Below are 16605 nucleotides of genomic sequence, written 5' to 3'. Positions count from 1 at the left end.
ATTGCCGCCCTGCTCGATCGGCGGGGCTGTGCAATCGGGATAGCGTTATTCAGAGTTTCCGGCTCAGGAAAGCGCAGCTTGCGCACCCGCAACTTCGCGCAGACAGGCCTTGATGCCTTCATCCTTGGCATTGGCCTCGAACAATTCGGCGAATTTGGGACCCGCAATCGCGCTCTTGAGCAGCGCGGGATCGACGCGCTTGAGCACATCGAGCATGTCGCGGCAGCTGGCAGCCTTGAGATCCTTCAGGATGCCGCGATTGGTGCGCATGATTTCCGCCCGTTCGCGCGGATAGCCCGCACCGGGTTCACCGCTAAACAGCTTGGTATAGCAATCCTGCAAATTGAGTTCGGCGGCCCAGCCAAAACCCTTGGCATAGGGCATCGAAATCGCATTGCCGTCATTGATCTGGCTGAACAGGAACGCGTCGGTCGGATCGATCACCAGACCGCAGAACACGCCCGGCATCGAATTGCAGGCGAGCATCGATCCCATGCCGGTGCCGCAGCCCGTCACCACGAAATCGGCTGCGCCCGAATTGAGCAATATGCCGGCAAGCAGGCCGTTCATCACATAAGTGAGCGAGCTTTCATCGTCCGCGCCATACATGCCGTAATGATGGACTTCATGGCCCAGCGGCTCGGCGACCGATGTCAGCGCTTCATGGACGACGCTGCTCTTTGCAGCCTGGCTGTTCTCGATGATCAGGGCGATTTTCATGGGTGCCTCTCTCCGCCCGTAACGGGCGTCTTTGCGTCATATTGCTATCCGGCATGGTAACCGGTGTCAGCCGTGGTATAACGTTTCCCGCCTGCTTCTGGCAACCCCGTTAGGGTGGCGGTGCGACCGAGGCGCGGCGGACGAGATCCGACAGGAAATGCGCCGGCTGTTTATCGGCATCGAGCGGGTGGATCAGCTTGAGCGCCGCCGCGCGCGCCATCGACACGATCGGCCAGCGAACCGTCGTCATCGGCGGCCAGATATGCGCAGCGATCGGCGTGTCGTCGAATCCGATCAGCGACAATTCCTCCGGCACCGATATTTCGCGCTGGCGGGCCGCCTGCAACACGCCGGCGGCCATTTCGTCGTTGCTCGCGAAAATCGCCGTGGGGCGCGGATTGGCTTCGAACAGCCGCTCGGCCGCCGCCCGCCCGGTTTCGAACGTATAGCTGCCGCGCGCGATCAGTTCCGGCCCGCATGCCAGGCCGTGTTTCGCCATCGCTTCCAGAAACCCTTCCTGGCGTTCGCGGGCGGACCGGAATCCGTCCGGCCCCGCGACCAGCCCGATCCGGCGATGGCCGAGTTCGATCAGATATTCGGTGGCAGCGCGCACGGCGTCGCGATCGTTCGATGCGACGATATGCGAATCATCGTCGAGCTGCGCCGACCCCATCCGCACATAGCCACAGCCCAGTTCGCGGCAGAGTTCGGCGAGCGCGTCATTTTCCGAAATCGGCGGCAGCAGCAGCACCCCGAACAGCCGCTGCTGCTCCAGGAATTTGCGCACATCCTCCAGCATGTCGGGCGAATGGCGATCGACCGGGCGGACGACCAGCGCGAATTCGGTATCGCGAATCGCCTCGAGCACGCCTTCCTGAAAATTGAGCACCATCTGCGCGTTCGGGTTGTCGTGCAGCAGTCCGATCAGGAAATTGCGGCGCAACGCCAGCGCGCGCGCCTGCGGATTGGGGACATAGCCCAGTTCCGCGATGACCGACTCGACCTTCTTGCGCGTTTCTTCGTTGAGCAGCGGCGAGCGGTTGATGACCCGGCTGACCGTCTTTTTCGAAACGCCTGCCACGCGTGCGACATCGTTGATCGTCGGCTGCGGATCGCGCTTCCGGCCACTTTCGCGACCGCCGGATAATGCCATCGATATGATCCTCCTGCATTGTCGATTGCAGACCGGCGCGCACCACGGCAAGACAAAAAGATGACACCGGTTGCCGAAAGCGGGCTGGACGAAGCGCTGATCCGCATCGATCCGGCGGACAGCGTTGCCGTTGCGCTACGCGCAGTCGCCTGCGGAGAATCGCTTGGGACCGGGCTGGTGGCGACCGCCGATGTGCCTGCCGGGCACAAGATCGCACTGGTCGCGCATGCACCCGGCGATAGCGTGTGCAAATATGGCCAGGCGATCGGTCGGGCGACTGCTCCGATCGCGCCCGGCGATCCGGTGCACAGCCATAATCTGGCGACCGCGCTTTCGGGCGAACTTGCCTATGACGAAGCGGGCGCGGCCCACGCCCCCTTCCCCGCCTCGCCCGCCAAAAGCCGCTGGACAGGCTATCTGCGCGAAGACGGTCGCGCCGCGACACGCAACGAAATCTGGGTCATCCCCACAGTCGGCTGTGTCGCGATGCTCGCCGAAAGCGTCGCGCGCGATGCCGATATACGGCATAAGGGGCGCATCGACGCCGTGGTTGGTTTTGCCCATCCGCACGGCTGCTCGCAGCTTGGCGACGATCTGGCGGGCACCCGCGCGATCCTTGCCGGCCTGTGCGACAATCCCAATGCCGCGGGCGTGCTGCTGCTGGGACTTGGCTGCGAATCGAACCAGCTCGACGCGCTGCTCGCCGCTGTGCCCGAACGCAGCCGCGCCAAGATCCGCACGCTGCGCGCGCAGGACGCGGAGGATGAAATCGACGCCGCCGCACGCATGATCGACGCGATGGTCGCAGAATATGGCGACAGGTGTCGCGTCGCCCTGCCCGCTTCCGCGCTGGCGGTGGGGCTTAAATGCGGCGGTTCCGACGCCTTTTCCGGGCTGACCGCCAATCCCTTGCTCGGCCGGTTGAGCGACTGGCTGTCGGCGGCGGGCGGGCGGCTGATCCTGACCGAAATTCCCGAGATTTTCGGGGCGGAAACCGCACTTTTGAACCGCAGCGTTTCGCGCAATGTGTTCGATCGCGCGACCGGCCTGCTCAACCGGTTCAAACGCTATTTCCTCGATCTCGGCCTGCCGGTTTCGGAAAACCCCTCCCCCGGCAACATCGCCGGCGGGATTACCACGCTTGAGGAAAAATCGCTCGGCGCCGTGCAAAAGGCCGGGCATGCGCCGCTGGTCGATGTCATCGACTATGGCATGCAGGCGTCCCAGCCCGGCCTCACCCTGCTCGAAGCGCCGGGCAATGACGCAGTCTCTTCCACGGCGCTGGCGGCGGCGGGCGCGACGATGATCCTGTTCACCACGGGTCGCGGCACGCCGCTCGGCTTCCCGGTTCCGACCATAAAGGTCGCGTCCAATACCGATCTCGCGACACGCAAAAATCACTGGATCGATTTCGACGCGAGCCGGGTATTGCGCGAGCCAGCAGACGCGGTCGACGCCGATTTTCACACGGAATTGCTGCGAATCGCCAGTGGTCAGGCGACTGCCGCAGAACGCAGTGGCCAGCGCGCCATCGCCATCTGGAAACGCGGCGCGACTCTTTGAACCGACTCTCGAACGCTGGAAAAAGACATGCCGATTCGTGCGCACACTTGCCAATGACACCGGTTTCCAATAACAGCGATTCCATAAGAGTTGGGTGGGATGGGATGGATCTGAACAAGGTCGATAATGATGTGGCGCAGGCATTTGTTGATGCGCGCCGAACCGCAAGCGCGCTTCCCGACTATCCGGGGACCCGGCCGCTGACCCTGTCCGCAGCCTATGCGATTCAGGATCGCGCCATCGCGCTCGCCGGGCGGACGATCGCCGGCTGGAAGGTCGGGCGGATCAACGCGCCCGATGATGGCCGGCTCGGTTCGGATCGCCTTGCCGGACCGATCTATGCCGACAGCGTGGTCGATCTGCAGCGCATGGACGCGGGCCACACGCCTGCAATGCCGGTATTCGCCGACGGGTTCGCGGCAGCGGAAGCGGAGTTCATGCTGCGGCTGAAAATCCCCGCAACCGCGCCGCTTCCGGGCAATGATGCGGAAACGCTCGACTGGATCGACGATGTGCGGATCGGCATTGAAATCGCCAGTTCACCCTATCCGGGGATCAATGACGACGGACCGTGCGTGACCGTTTCCGATCATGGCAATAATGCCGGCCTCGTTCTGGGCGCAGGCATCGCCGATTGGCGGACGCGCGACCTGAATTCGATCCAGGTCGAAACCGAAATCGACGGCCAGGTCGTCGGCAGCGCCAATACCGCGACGATGCTCGACGGGCCGCTGGGCGCGGTACGCTTCCTCCTGCGCAACCTCATCGAACGGGGCATTTCGCCGCAATCGGGCTGGTGGGTTTCAAGCGGCGCGGTAACCGGTGTCCATCCTGCGACGCCGGGTCAGCGGGTTGTCGCGCGCTTCGCCGGTTGCGGCGAGCTGACCTGCACCATCGCGGTCGCCGGTTCGGACGACTAGAGCTTTGTCCCGGCCGCGCGCCGGGACCGCAACAGATACCCGCGATCCGTAACGACGGACGCATTGGAAACAGGAGGGCGAGTTTATGGCCGAAGCCGCGAGTGCCACGGATCCGATCGGAGGCGCGACTGCACGCGTAGGGCGCTATCGCTGGGTCATCATCGGCCTGCTCTTTGCCGCGACCGCGATCAACTATGTCGATCGCCAGATGATCGGCGTGCTCAAGCCGACGCTGCAGGCCGAATTCGCCTGGACCGAAAGCGACTTTGCGCACATCGTCTTCTGGTTCCAGCTCGCCTATGCCATCGGCTATGTCAGCTTCGGCGGGATCGTCGACCGGCTCGGCGCGCGTCTGGGCTATACGATCGCCATCGTCATCTGGACGATCAGCCACATGGCGCATGGTCTTGCCAGCGGCGTCACCAGCTTCGCCGCCGCCCGCTTTGGCCTGGGCATCGGTGAATCGGGCAATTTCCCCGCCGGAATCCGCGCGGTCACCGACTGGATGCCCCAGCGCGAACGCGCGCTCGGCATCGGCATCTTCAACGCGGGCGCCAATGTCGGCGCGATCATCACGCCGTTGCTGGTTCCGTTCCTGGTCCTCTGGCTGGGCTGGCGCGCCGCTTTTTTCCTCACCGGCATTTTCGGCATCATATGGCTGATCGCATGGTGGCTGATCTATCGTCACCCGCGCGAACACCGCCGCGTCGGCAAGGCGGAACTCGCCTGGATCGAACAGGATCCCGCCGATCCGCAGACCAAGATCGCCTGGACGCGCCTGCTCGGCATGCGCGAAACCTGGGCCTATGCGCTCGGCAAGTTCCTGATCGACCCGATCTGGTGGTTCTTCCTCTTCTGGCTGCCGGGCTATCTGTTCGAACGCTATGACATGGACCTCAAGACGTTCGGCCTGCCGCTCGCCGCAATCTATCTGATTTCGGATTTCGGCAGCGTCGCCGGCGGATGGATGTCGTCGCGGATGATCAAGTCGGGCCGGTCGCCCAACTTCGCGCGCAAGGCGACGATGGCATTCTGGGCCGCCTGCGTCCTGCCGATCTGGTTCGCACAAAGCATCGACAGCGTCTGGGTCGCCGTGCTCGTCATCGGTCTTGCCACGGCCGCGCATCAGGCATTTTCGGCCAATCTCTACACATTGCCGTCGGATCTGTTCCCGCGCGGCGCGGTGGGTTCGGTGATCGGCATCGGCGGCACCGTCGGCGCGCTGGGCGGCATGGGAATGGCGCTGTTCACCGGATATCTGCTCGATACCACGGGCAGTTACGAACTGCTCTTCGCGATCTGTGCCAGCGCCTATGTCCTCGCGCTGCTGGTCGTCCACCTGCTTACGCCGAAGCTCAAGCCAGTCGAAATCCCCGCCTGAGCTCTCCCTGCCTGGGCGTTCTGGCGGGTCCGGAACGCTCAGGCCCCCTTCGGCCCGCTGGCGGGAACCGGTTCTCTGCGGCTATGATGCGCGCGCGACGGCATGCCCGTCGCGCAACGCCATGGACCGCCGCCGACCCGCCGATGCGCCCGCTTTCCTTCATCCCCGCCGATCGCATCGATCCCTCGCGCGAAATGCCGATCTATATGCAGATCGCACGCGCGATCATTCATGAGGTCGAGCGCGGGCGGCTGACGCCGGGCAGCTATTTGCCCAGCACACGCGATGCCGCGCAATCGCTCGGCGTCAATCGCAAGACCGTGGTGCTCGCCTATGAAGAGCTGGTCGCCCAGGGCTGGCTTGTCTCGCACGGCACGCGCGGAACCGCGGTGTCCCCGTCCCTGCCCGGTCCCGCTGCGCAGGCAGGCGCCACCATGCCGCGCGCGGGCGACACGACGGCGCGCGCCGAATATCCCTTCCTCCCGCCATCGGGTCCGCCGATCGCGATTCCGACCGGGGACTGGATCAAGCTGGACGAAGGGTCCCCCGATGGACGGCAATTTCCCCCCGATCTGCTGATCCGCGCCTATCGCCTGGCGATCCGCAACGCTTCTGAGGAAAATCGCCTGCAATATCGCGATCCGCGCGGGTCGCCGCTGCTGCGCGAAAGCATCGCGGCGATGCTGAAAAGCCAGCGCGGCCTGATGGTCACCGCCGACAATATCTGCGTGACACGCGGCAGCCAGATGGGAATTTCGCTCGCCGCGCGGGTACTGGTCCGCCCGGGCGACACCGTGCTGGTCGAAGCGCTGACCTATGAACCCGCAGTTGCGGCATTCCGGGCGTGCGGCGCCCATATCGTCACCATCGGGCTCGATCGATCCGGCGCGGATATCGACGCGATCGAGCGCGCCTGCCGCCGGCACAAGGTGCGCGCCATATTCCTCACGCCGCACCATCAGTTTCCGACGACCGTGTCGCTCCCGCCCGAAAGCCGGCTGCGCACCCTCGATCTCGCGCGCCAGTTCGGATTCGCCGTGGTCGAGGACGATTATGACCATGAATTCCAGTTCGGCGCGCGACCGTTGCTGCCGATGGCAAGCTATGCTCCCGGTCAGGTCATCTATGTCGGATCGCTGTCGAAGCTGCTGCTGCCGGCACTGCGCGTCGGCTATGTCGTCGCGCCGCCCGAAGTGATCGATTCGATCGCCTATCAGGTGTCGTTGACCGACGGCATGGGCAATACGCTGACCGAGGATGCGGCGGCGGACCTGATCCTGTCGGGCGATGTGCGCCGGCACACGCGCAAGGTGACGCGCGTCTATGGCGCCCGGCGCGACGCTTTCGCACAGGCATTGGCGACGACGATGGGTGACATTGTCGACTATGCGATCCCCGACGGCGGGCTCGCCTTCTGGTTGCGTTTCCGCGACGCCAGCGATCTCGACCGGCTTGAGCAGAATGGCGAAGCGCATGGCCTGCGATTTGCCTCGTCGCGTTCCTTCATGGCCGATCCGGCGGCGCCCCGCGGGCTGCGCATCGGCTTTGCGAGCCTGACCGAAGGCGAAGCGGTGGAAAGCCTTCGCCGGATGCGCAACGCCATCGGCCGCTGACGCCACCGCGCCACGATCACGTCACAAAACCGTCACTGGACCCGTCCGAAGGGTCGTTATTGGATGTTTTGGGAAGCCAAAGCCTGCGGGAAGCTCCGGCAATGACCGAAGCGACTCGCGCGTCGGCCAGGGCGGCCCTCCGTGCCACCGCCAAATCGACGGCGAAGCGGCAGGTCGCAGGACCAGATTGAAGGATCAGAGGCCGAAAACGGCCCGATGCGGCTCCGGGGAGGGGCTAAAAAGCAATAGCGCGGCGGTTCGAAAGGCACCGCGCGAGAGCATAAAGGGAAGCACATGACCAGTATCCGCACCACCCTGATGCAGGGCAGCGCCCTCGCCGCCGCCCTTCTCCTTCCGGCCACCATGGCCCATGCGCAGGACGCGACGAGCGAAACCAGCGCGCAGCAGGCCAGCGAAATCGTCGTTACCGCCACCAAGCGCAATGAAACGCTGAGCGATGTTCCGCTCGCGGTCAGCGTCGTGACCGGCGAGGATCTGCAGGCGATGAACGCCCAGAGCCTGTCCGACTATATCGTCCGCCTGCCCGGCGTCGTCTTCAATGATTATCAGCCGGGCATTTCCGAAGTCGTAATCCGCGGCGTCTCCGCGACGACCTATCACGAACAGGGTCAGACCACGACCGGCTATTATCTCAACGAAACGCCGATGTCCGAACCGGGCTTTCCGATCGGCATTCCCGACGTCGACACGTTCGACCTTGCCCGCGTCGAAGTATTGCGCGGTCCGCAGGGCACGCTTTTCGGCTCCTCCTCGCTCGGCGGTGCGGTCAATTATGTCGTCAACACCGCCGATCCGACCAGATTCGATGCCGCAGCGTCGGGCCTGATCGGCGAGACCCGCAATACGCATGGCGACCTCAACTATGCCGGCAAGGTGATGCTCAACGTGCCGATCATCGCCGACACGCTGGCGATCCGCGGAGTCGCCAGCCAGCGCTATGATGCAGGCTATCTCGACAATTTCCAGTCGGGCGTCGAAGGATCGAACGATCTGCGCACGCGCGCGCTGCGCGGCTCGGTGGTCTTCACGCCGTCTGCGTCCACGACCGTCACCTATCTGTCCGCCTATCAGGACACGATGCTCGACGATCAGACCTATCTCGACGTCACCAATCCCTATGTCCGCAACCTGCCGCGCACCGAGCCGCAATCCACCGGCTTCTGGCTCAATTCACTGAAGTTCGAACAGGATCTGGGCTTTGCTTCGCTGACCGCATTCGGATCGATCGTCGACAAAGACAATACAACTGTATTTTCCTATCCCTATGCCTATGTCACCGGCGTGACGACCGGGGACGATGCGGCCTATTCGCTGGGTCAGGCCGAAGCCAATATCAAATATGGCGAAGCGCGGCTGGCATCGAACGGCGATGGCCCGGTCAGCTGGCTGATCGGCACCAGCTATATGTATTCGACCAAATATAGCTACGACCAGATTTTCCAGAACGGCGCCGAAGCCTATATCGACGCAAATCCGGGCAGCTATGGCGGCGTCGCGGGTTCCGTCCTGGCACCGGGCGACCGCATCTATGGCTATATCTCGGATTCGGAGACCAAGGATTTCGGCGTGTTCGGCGAAATCGGTGTCGAACTGATGGACGGGCTGACGCTCACCGTCGGCGGCCGCTATTATGCGAACAGCTATGAAACCACGATCGTCAATCAGGCAGGCGCCGTCAGCGGCAACACCACCGATACCGGTGCGACCGTAAGCGAAAGCGAAGACGGCTTCACGCCCAAGGTGACATTGTCGATGCGCCCGAACGACAATTTCATGGCCTATATGACCTATTCGCGCGGCTATCGTATCGGCGGCATCAATCCCAATGCGGGGCTGCTGGCAACGATCCCGGCTTCCTATGACAGCGACACCGTCGACAATTACGAAGCCGGCGTGAAAATGTCGCTGTTCGACAACAAGCTGTTCGTCGACGCGACGGTCTATTCGCTCGACTGGACGGGCATTCAGGCACGTCTGTTCGGCCCGGCGCCGACCTATTATTCCTATGTCACCAATGCCGGCAGCGCGAATGTGGCGGGCGTCGAATTCGCCGCGACGTTCCAGCCGATCCACTACGTGTCGCTGTCGACCAGCATCTCCTACACCGATGCGAAGCTGACCGACTTCCTGCCGGATACCTTCGCCGCGGGTGGCGGCTATCCTTCGGGCACGCGCCTGCCGGGATCGTCGGAATGGTCGATTTCGAACACGGTGCATTTCAATCTGGGCGACAGCGAAACCGCGCCGTCGCTCGAATTTTCGCACCGTTATCTTTCCGAAGCACCGACTGCGTTCAACATGGCCTATGGCCGCGGCGATTTTAACATCGTCGACGTACGCGCGACCTTTGCCGTGTTCGACAAGCTGAGCATCATGGCATTCGCGAACAATCTGTTCGACGAATATGGCATCCTGAACGCGCCGTTCGCGGACTCGTTCACGCCATCGGGTTCGATCGTGCGTCCGCGCACGGTGGGTCTGCGCTTCGACTGGTCGCTCTGAGCGGCGCGATTGCCTGACCGAACCGCCGGCTCCCGCGTAAACGGGGCCGGCGGACGCCCGCTAGTTGACGGAGGCCGCTGCCGTGTCGAAGCCCCTGTTCCCTCTCCTGCTCGCGCTGGTCTTTCACAGTGCCGGCGCAGCTGCGCAGGATCTCGGCGGTTCGGACGGCCTGCCGCTCGAACCGACGCGGACGATTCGCTTCACGACCGACGAAGCGACATGGATGGCGCCCGACATGGCGCCGAACGGCGAGGTCATTCTCTTCGACCTGCTCGGCGATATCTACGCACTTGCCCCCGGAGGCGGGTCGGCGCGGCCGGTGCTCACCGGCATGGCGTTCGAATTTCAGCCGGTGTTTTCGCCCGACGGGACACGCTTCGCCTTCATCAGCGATCGTTCGGGCAGCAACAATCTCTGGGTCGCCAATGCCGATGGCAGCGACCTCAGACAGCTGTCGCACGACGATGGCGCGACGATATTCAGTTCGCCATCATGGTCGACCGATGGCCGCCATGTCTTTGCCTCGCGCATGGTTCATCCTGTGCTGGCGTTCGAGCTGTATCGCTATGATGCGTCGGGCACCGGCGAACCCGAGCGCGTTACCCAGGCCCAACCGAACGGCGAAAGCTGGGACGATCGCCATAATGCGCTGGGTGCCGTCGCGTCGCCGGACGGACATTATGTCTATTATTCCAGCAAGGCCGGAACGACCTGGAGCGACAAGCCGCTGCCGCATTGGCAGATCGTTCGCCGCAACCTCGACACCGGCGTCGAAGAGCCGGTCGTCACGGCGCCGGGCGGCGCGATGCACCCCGCGCTCAGCCATGACGGGCGCCTGCTCGCCTATGCCAGCCGCCGTGGTGCCGAAACCGGTCTGAGGCTGCGCAATCTGGAAACCGGCGAGGACAAATGGATCGCCTTCCCGATCGATCCCGACGGTCAGCATGGCGGCTATTATGCCGATCTGACGCCGCGATTCAGTTTTCTACCCGATGATCGGGCGCTGCTGGTGCCGGTGGGCGGGCATCTCAAGCGGCTCGAACTGACCGACGAGACCGTCACCGACATTCCCTTTTCGGTCGATGTCGAACTCGGGCTTGGTCCCCAGACCCGTGTCGATCAGCGTGTCGAAACCGGGCCGGTGCGCGTGCGGGTGATTCAGACCCCGCGCCAGTCGCCCGACGGCAGCAGCATCGTGTTTTCCGCGCTCGGCAGCCTATATCGCATGGCGCTGACGCCCGGCGCGACGCCCGAGCGAATCGAGACCGGCGACCTTCCGGTCTATCAACCGAGCTGGTCCCCAGACGGCACGTCGATCGCCTATGTCAGCTGGACCGCGATCGATGGCGGGCAGCTGTGGGAAATTCCCGTCTCGGGCGGCACGCCCCGTCAAGTGACGCAGCTCCCGGCCTATTATTCCAACCCCGTCTATTCCCCTGACGGAAGCCATATCGCCGTCATGCGCGCCAGCCAGACCGACCGCCTGAACGCACAGAACGAAATCTGGGGAACGCTTCCCACCGATCTGCTGCTGATTTCGGTCGATACCGGGGAGGCCCGGCACATTTTCTCGCAGTCGGGCATCCGCGATCCGCAATTCGATCCCGATGGCGCGCACATACGCTTTCGCGCCGCGGACGGCATCAAATCGGTCGCTATAACCGGTGACGCAGCACCCGAACCGCTGATCAACATCGTCGCGGTGTCGCCCAATCGCTATATCGGCGTGCATACGCCCGTCGACGGCATCCGGATCAGCCCCGACGGGCGCTGGGCGCTGGCAAGCGATGCGTCGCAGCTTTACCTCGTACCGGTGCCGCCCGCTTCGCAAGCGGCAAAGCCGATCGATCTCGACGAACCGGGAACCGATTTCGTGCTGCTGACCGATATCGGCGCGGACGATTTTGGCTGGGCCGACAATGGCGCGACCATCACATGGTCGCTGGGCGCGACCTTTCGCCGGATCGCGCTCGATCGTGTCGACCGCAGCGGCACGCGCCGTGCCGAAGGCGATGCCGAGCGCTTCGCCGCACAAGTCGAACTGCCGCGCGACATTCCCGAAGGCAGCGTTGTGCTGCGCGGCGGCACCGCAATCACGATGCACGGGGATCAGGTGATCGCCGACGCTGATGTCGTGATTACCGGCAACCGTATCGTCGCGGTCGGGCGGCGCGGACGCGTCGCCATTCCCGAAGGCGCTGCGATACGCGATGTGCGCGGCAAATATCTGCTGCCCGGCTTCATCGACGTGCACGACCACTGGTTCGATATCCGGCGCGGCATATTGGAGCGTAACGACTGGGATTTCCTCGCCACGCTCGCCTATGGCGTGACATCCGGGCTCGACCCCCAGACCTTCACCACCGATATCTTCGCCTATCAGGACATGATCGATGCCGGGCTGATGGTCGGGCCCCGCGCCTTTTCGACCGGGCCGGGCATCTTCATCAACAGCGACATTACCAGCGTGGCGCATGCCCGCGACGTGATGACGCGCAACCGCGATTATTATCGCACCCGCAACATCAAATCCTATCTGGTCGGCGGTCGTGCGCAGCGACAGATGATGGTCGCCGCATCGGCGGAACTGGGCATGATGCCGACCACCGAAGGCGCCAGCGACCTGACGCTCAACCTCACCCATGCGATCGACGGCTTTGCCGGCAACGAACATGCCCTTCCCGTCGCGCCGATCCATGACGATGTGATCCAGCTGTTCGCGCGCAGCGGCACCGCCTATAATCCGACGCTGATCGTGCTCTATGGCGGCCCCGAAATGGAGCATGAGCAGATGGGTCGCCACGACATGCTCGGCGACGCAAAGCTGCGTCGCTTCATCCCGCAATCGGTGCTGGAGGCAAAGGCGCGCGGCCATCGCGCCACGCCCGATTTCGACCGTGCCTATCCGCGCTTTGCGCGGGCGGCGCTGGAGATTCAACGCGCGGGCGGGCTGGTCGGCATCGGCGCGCATGGCGAATTGCCGGGCCTTGGCTATCATTGGGAGATGCTGGCGCTCGCATCGGGCGGAGCCGCACCGCGCGAAGTGCTTCAGGCCGCGACGATCGACGGCGCGCGGATCATTGGCCGCGCCAGCGACATCGGCAGCATCGAACCGGGCAAGCTCGCCGACATCCTGATCCTCGACGCTGATCCGCTGACCGATATTTCGAATCTCGATTCGCTCGTTCAGGTGATGAAGAACGGCCGCGTCTACGATGCCGATACGCTGAACGAAATCTATCCGCGCCAACGCCCGCTACCGCCCTTGTGGTTCACGCAGGACATGCCGGTCGTTCCGGCGCTCAGCGCGTCGGAAGGCGCACAATGACAGCACAGCCGGACCGCTTCGCGCCGCGTCGCCAGAGCGACATCGTCGATCTGATCGCCGCCTATCCGCTGGCATGGATCGTGTCTGACGGCGACGCAGGCCATGAATCGACTCCCCTGCCCCTGCTCGCGGAAACCGATGCCGACGGTCGCATCGTCTCTCTGTTCGGGCATTTCGCGCTGCGCAATCCGCAGGTCCGGGCCCTCGAACGCCGCCCGCGCGCGACATTCCTGTTTCAGGGGCCGCAAGCCTATGTCTCGTCACGATTGGTGTCGCAGCCCCAATGGGGGCCGACCTGGAACTATGCCGTCGTCAAATTCGAAGGCGATGTAACCTTCGTTCCCGATGAAACCGAGGCATCGGTACGGCAGCTGACTGCGGCGATGGAGGCAGGCGCCGATACCCCATGGCGGGTCGAACAACTCGGCGAGCGCTATGACCAGCTTATCCGTCACATCGTCGCGTTCCGCGCGACGGTGGGCGAGCCCAAAGCGCGATTCAAACTGGGCCAGGACGAGCGCCAATCGGTGTTCGATGACATTCTGGCCAATCACCCCGATGCGACGCTGACCGACTGGATGCGAAAGACGAAATGACCGACACGGTATCGATGGCAACGAACATGGCTGCGGATCAGGCGTGGGAAATCGCACAGCATGACGGCTGCGGTCAGGCAGAACTGGTGCGGTCGGGCGAAATCGCGCCGCAAGCGCCGGTCGAGGCGGCGATCGCGCGGATCGCGGCGCTGGACGGCCCCGTCAACGCCGTCAGCCACCGCGCCTTCGCCCATGCCCGCGCCGCATTGACCGGCATTCCCGCCGACGCACCGCGCGCGCGCGTCCCCTATCTGCTCAAGGCTTCGCTCGAATATCCCGGCTTTCCCACCGTTTCGGGTTCGCGTGCCAAGCGCGACGTCGTCGCGACGCGCGGCTGGCCGATTGCCGACCGTTTCGATGCAGCGGGACTGGTGCCGGTGGGTATGTCGACCATGCCCGAATTCGGCCTGCTCGCGACCGGTGAAGCGCTGCTGTACGGCCCCACCCGCAACCCATGGGATGCCGACCGTTCGGCAGGCGGGTCGAGCAGCGGCGCAGCGGTTGCCGTGGCGATGGGCATGGTCCCCTTCGCGCATGCCAGCGATGCGGCGGGATCGATCCGCATGCCCGCCTCCAATTGCGGAATCATCGGGTTCAAGGCGAGCCGTGGCTTCAATGTTCGCGCCCGGGCGCAGCACTGGATCGACGACACGCTTTGTTCGGACGGGCTGTTCGCGCGGTCGATGCGCGACACGGCCTGGGCCGCGCGTTTCCTGCGCCCCGCGGACGCACGCGCGCTTCCCGCGCCCGACCGGCGGCTGCGCATCGCGGTCGACCTTGATGCGATGCATGGCGGAGAGGCCGAAGCTGCGGTCGCCGACGTGATCCGTTCGGTTGCAGCCAAGTGCGCGCAACTGGGCCATGAAGTCGAAATGCGCCCGGTTCGCTATGATCGCGGCGCGGCGTTCGACGCATTGGGCCTGCTCTGGCCCTATCTGGGCGGTGATCTTTGCGATCATTATGCAGCGGCCAATCCCGACACGCCGCTTTCCGATCTGCTCGAACCATGGACCATCGGACTTGGCGAGCGCCGCGCGACGATCTCGCCGGACGAGCTTGCCGCAGCGCTGGGTGTGATCGGCAGCGTCCGGCAGGAGCTGACCGAATTTCACGCCGAATTCGATGTCGTGCTCTCGCCGGTCAATCGCACCGTCCCGCCAAAGCTGGGGGTGCTCGCACCGGATCGCGCGTTCGACGACCTATGGCACGCGCTGTTCGATTATATGAGCTACACGCCGCTTCATAATATGGCCGGCACGCCCAGCATCACATTGCCGATCGCCACCGCACCGGGGCAATTGCCTGTGGGCGCGCTCTTCTCCGGCGGTCCCGGCAGCGACGAGATGCTGCTCGCGCTGGGCAAGGAGCTGGAGGCCGCATTCCCCTGGGCGAATCGCTGGCCGCCCGCCGCACATCCGCAACAGGCCGGATCGCAGTGAAGCGGGAAACGATCCGCGTCTGGTTTCTTGTCCACAAATGGACGAGCCTGATCTGCACGCTGTTCCTGCTGATGCTTTGCCTGACGGGCCTGCCGCTGATCTTTCATGACGAAATCGACCTGGCGACCGGCGATCACATACCGCTTTCGGGCCCGGCCTCGTCGAGCGACGACCCGGCCCTTTTGCCGCTCGATACCATGGTCGAAAAAGCGCTCGCGCTAAGGCCGGGCGAAGTGCCGCTGTTCATGGGGTTCGCCAATGACAGCCCCTTGCTGACCGTCACCACGGGACCAACGCCCGACGCTGCAGAGCGGGACATGACGCTGTTGCTGTTCGATCGCGCGACCGGCGCGACGATCGGCGATCCGGACCGCAAGGGGATCACTGACTTCCTGCTTCAGCTCCATACCGACATGTTTCTTGGCCTGCCGGGCATGTTGTTCCTCGGCACCATGGGCCTGCTCTTCGTGCTGTCATTGATATCCGGCACCATTCTCTACGCGCCGTTCATGCGAAAGCTCGATTTCGGAACGCTGCGGCTGGGGCGCAGCCGTCGCCTGATCTGGCTCGACTGGCACAATCTGCTCGGTATCGTCGCGCTGGCATGGATGTGCGTGGTCGGCATCACCGGCATTCTGAACGCCTTCGCGACACCCATCGCCGACAATTGGCGCACCACCGCGCTTGCCGACATGACCGGCGCGCATCGTGGCGAAGGCGCGCTCCCGCCCGAACGCTATGGCTCGCTCGATCGCGCAATGGCGTCTGCGCGCAAGGCGCTGCCCGGCAGCAACCCGCAATTTATCGGCTTTCCGGGCGGCAGTTTCAGCACCGACCGCCATTATGCCGTGTTCTTTCAGGGCAAGTCGGCGCTGACCAAGGAATTGCTGACCCCCGCGTTGATCGACGCGGAGACCGGCGCGCTGGTCGATGTCCGCCCGATGCCGGTATCGATGAAGGCATTGCAGCTCAGTCGCCCGCTGCATTTCGGCGACTATGGCGGACTGCCGCTCAAACTGCTCTGGGCGACGCTCGATATCTTCCTGATCATAGTGCTCGGATCCGGCGTGTATCTCTGGCTCGGGCACGGCAAGCGACGCAGCCCGCCAGCCGCAGCGGGCGATACGAGGACGGCTGTTGTCCCAGCCGAGCCGGCACCATGATGCGCAGCGTCTTCGCCATACCCGCGATCCTTGCCGTGACATCGCTGTTCGGTCTGATCGTCGCGCTGACCGGAGAAGGCTGGCGCGACGTTCTGGGCATCTTCGCACTCAGCCTGCCGTTGCTTGCCGTCGCGCACGCCTGGACGAAGGCCTCTCAAACCCGCAGTTCGGCGCGCACCCGCGAAAAGCAGCGCCGATAGACGTGC

12 protein-coding genes are annotated in these 16605 nt (G+C 64.1%); 10 read left to right on the top strand and 2 right to left on the bottom strand.

Annotation, left to right across the window (positions count from 1 at the left end):
• Positions 1 to 63: 63 nt before the first annotated feature.
• Together DKB74_RS01150 and DKB74_RS01145 are read right to left on the bottom strand one after the other, a co-directional pair.
• Positions 64 to 720: an RpiB/LacA/LacB family sugar-phosphate isomerase gene (locus DKB74_RS01150; RefSeq protein ID WP_109806283.1), complete on the bottom strand. Its 657-nt coding sequence runs from the start codon at positions 718 to 720 to the stop codon at positions 64 to 66.
• A gap of 109 nt (positions 721 to 829) precedes the next feature.
• Positions 830 to 1873, bottom strand: a complete 1044-nt coding sequence (locus DKB74_RS01145; RefSeq protein ID WP_109806282.1) for a LacI family DNA-binding transcriptional regulator — start codon at positions 1871 to 1873, stop codon at positions 830 to 832.
• 60 nt (positions 1874 to 1933) lie between these two features.
• Between DKB74_RS01145 and DKB74_RS01140 the strand changes: the two genes are divergently transcribed.
• The 10 genes from DKB74_RS01140 (at position 1934) to DKB74_RS01095 (ending at position 16599) form a co-directional block, all read left to right on the top strand.
• The gene (locus tag DKB74_RS01140; RefSeq protein ID WP_109806281.1) at positions 1934 to 3436 is read left to right on the top strand and encodes a UxaA family hydrolase; all 1503 of its coding nucleotides are present in this window, start codon (positions 1934 to 1936) and stop codon (positions 3434 to 3436) included.
• Between the two features lie 104 nt (positions 3437 to 3540).
• The gene (locus DKB74_RS01135) at positions 3541 to 4356 is read left to right on the top strand and encodes a 2-keto-4-pentenoate hydratase (protein ID WP_109806280.1); all 816 of its coding nucleotides are present in this window, start codon (positions 3541 to 3543) and stop codon (positions 4354 to 4356) included.
• A gap of 85 nt (positions 4357 to 4441) precedes the next feature.
• Positions 4442 to 5737 carry an MFS transporter gene (locus DKB74_RS01130; protein WP_109806279.1) on the top strand — a complete coding sequence of 432 codons (1296 nt, stop codon included), beginning with the start codon at positions 4442 to 4444 and terminating at the stop codon, positions 5735 to 5737.
• Positions 5738 to 5880: 143 nt separating this feature from the next.
• Positions 5881 to 7350, top strand: coding sequence for a MocR-like pyridoxine biosynthesis transcription factor PdxR (gene pdxR / locus DKB74_RS01125; protein ID WP_109807038.1), 1470 nt, complete (start codon positions 5881 to 5883; stop codon positions 7348 to 7350).
• Between the two features lie 294 nt (positions 7351 to 7644).
• Complete coding sequence (locus DKB74_RS01120; protein WP_109806278.1) at positions 7645 to 9873, top strand: TonB-dependent receptor; 2229 nt, start codon at positions 7645 to 7647, stop codon at positions 9871 to 9873.
• 82 nt (positions 9874 to 9955) lie between these two features.
• Positions 9956 to 13201: an amidohydrolase family protein gene (locus DKB74_RS01115; RefSeq protein WP_239987322.1), complete on the top strand. Its 3246-nt coding sequence runs from the start codon at positions 9956 to 9958 to the stop codon at positions 13199 to 13201.
• Complete coding sequence (locus tag DKB74_RS01110) at positions 13198 to 13797, top strand: FMN-binding negative transcriptional regulator (RefSeq protein WP_109806277.1); 600 nt, start codon at positions 13198 to 13200, stop codon at positions 13795 to 13797. The genes DKB74_RS01115 and DKB74_RS01110 overlap by 4 nt, the downstream gene beginning before the upstream one ends.
• Entirely contained in the window at positions 13794 to 15236 is a 1443-nt protein-coding gene (locus DKB74_RS01105; protein WP_109806276.1) for an amidase, read from the top strand. The genes DKB74_RS01110 and DKB74_RS01105 overlap by 4 nt, the downstream gene beginning before the upstream one ends.
• Positions 15233 to 16399, top strand: coding sequence for a PepSY-associated TM helix domain-containing protein (locus DKB74_RS01100; RefSeq protein WP_109806275.1), 1167 nt, complete (start codon positions 15233 to 15235; stop codon positions 16397 to 16399). Before DKB74_RS01105 ends, DKB74_RS01100 begins: the two co-directional genes overlap by 4 nt.
• The gene (locus tag DKB74_RS01095; RefSeq protein ID WP_109806274.1) at positions 16396 to 16599 is read left to right on the top strand and encodes a hypothetical protein; all 204 of its coding nucleotides are present in this window, start codon (positions 16396 to 16398) and stop codon (positions 16597 to 16599) included. Before DKB74_RS01100 ends, DKB74_RS01095 begins: the two co-directional genes overlap by 4 nt.
• Positions 16600 to 16605 lie beyond the last annotated feature (6 nt).

It is taken from the genome of Stakelama portus (genome assembly GCF_003171655.1).
In the GTDB taxonomy this organism is placed as follows: Bacteria; Pseudomonadota; Alphaproteobacteria; order Sphingomonadales; family Sphingomonadaceae; genus Sphingomonas; species Sphingomonas portus.
Note: the sequence above shows the minus strand (reverse complement) of the source record. Positions and strands in the feature narration are given on the sequence as shown.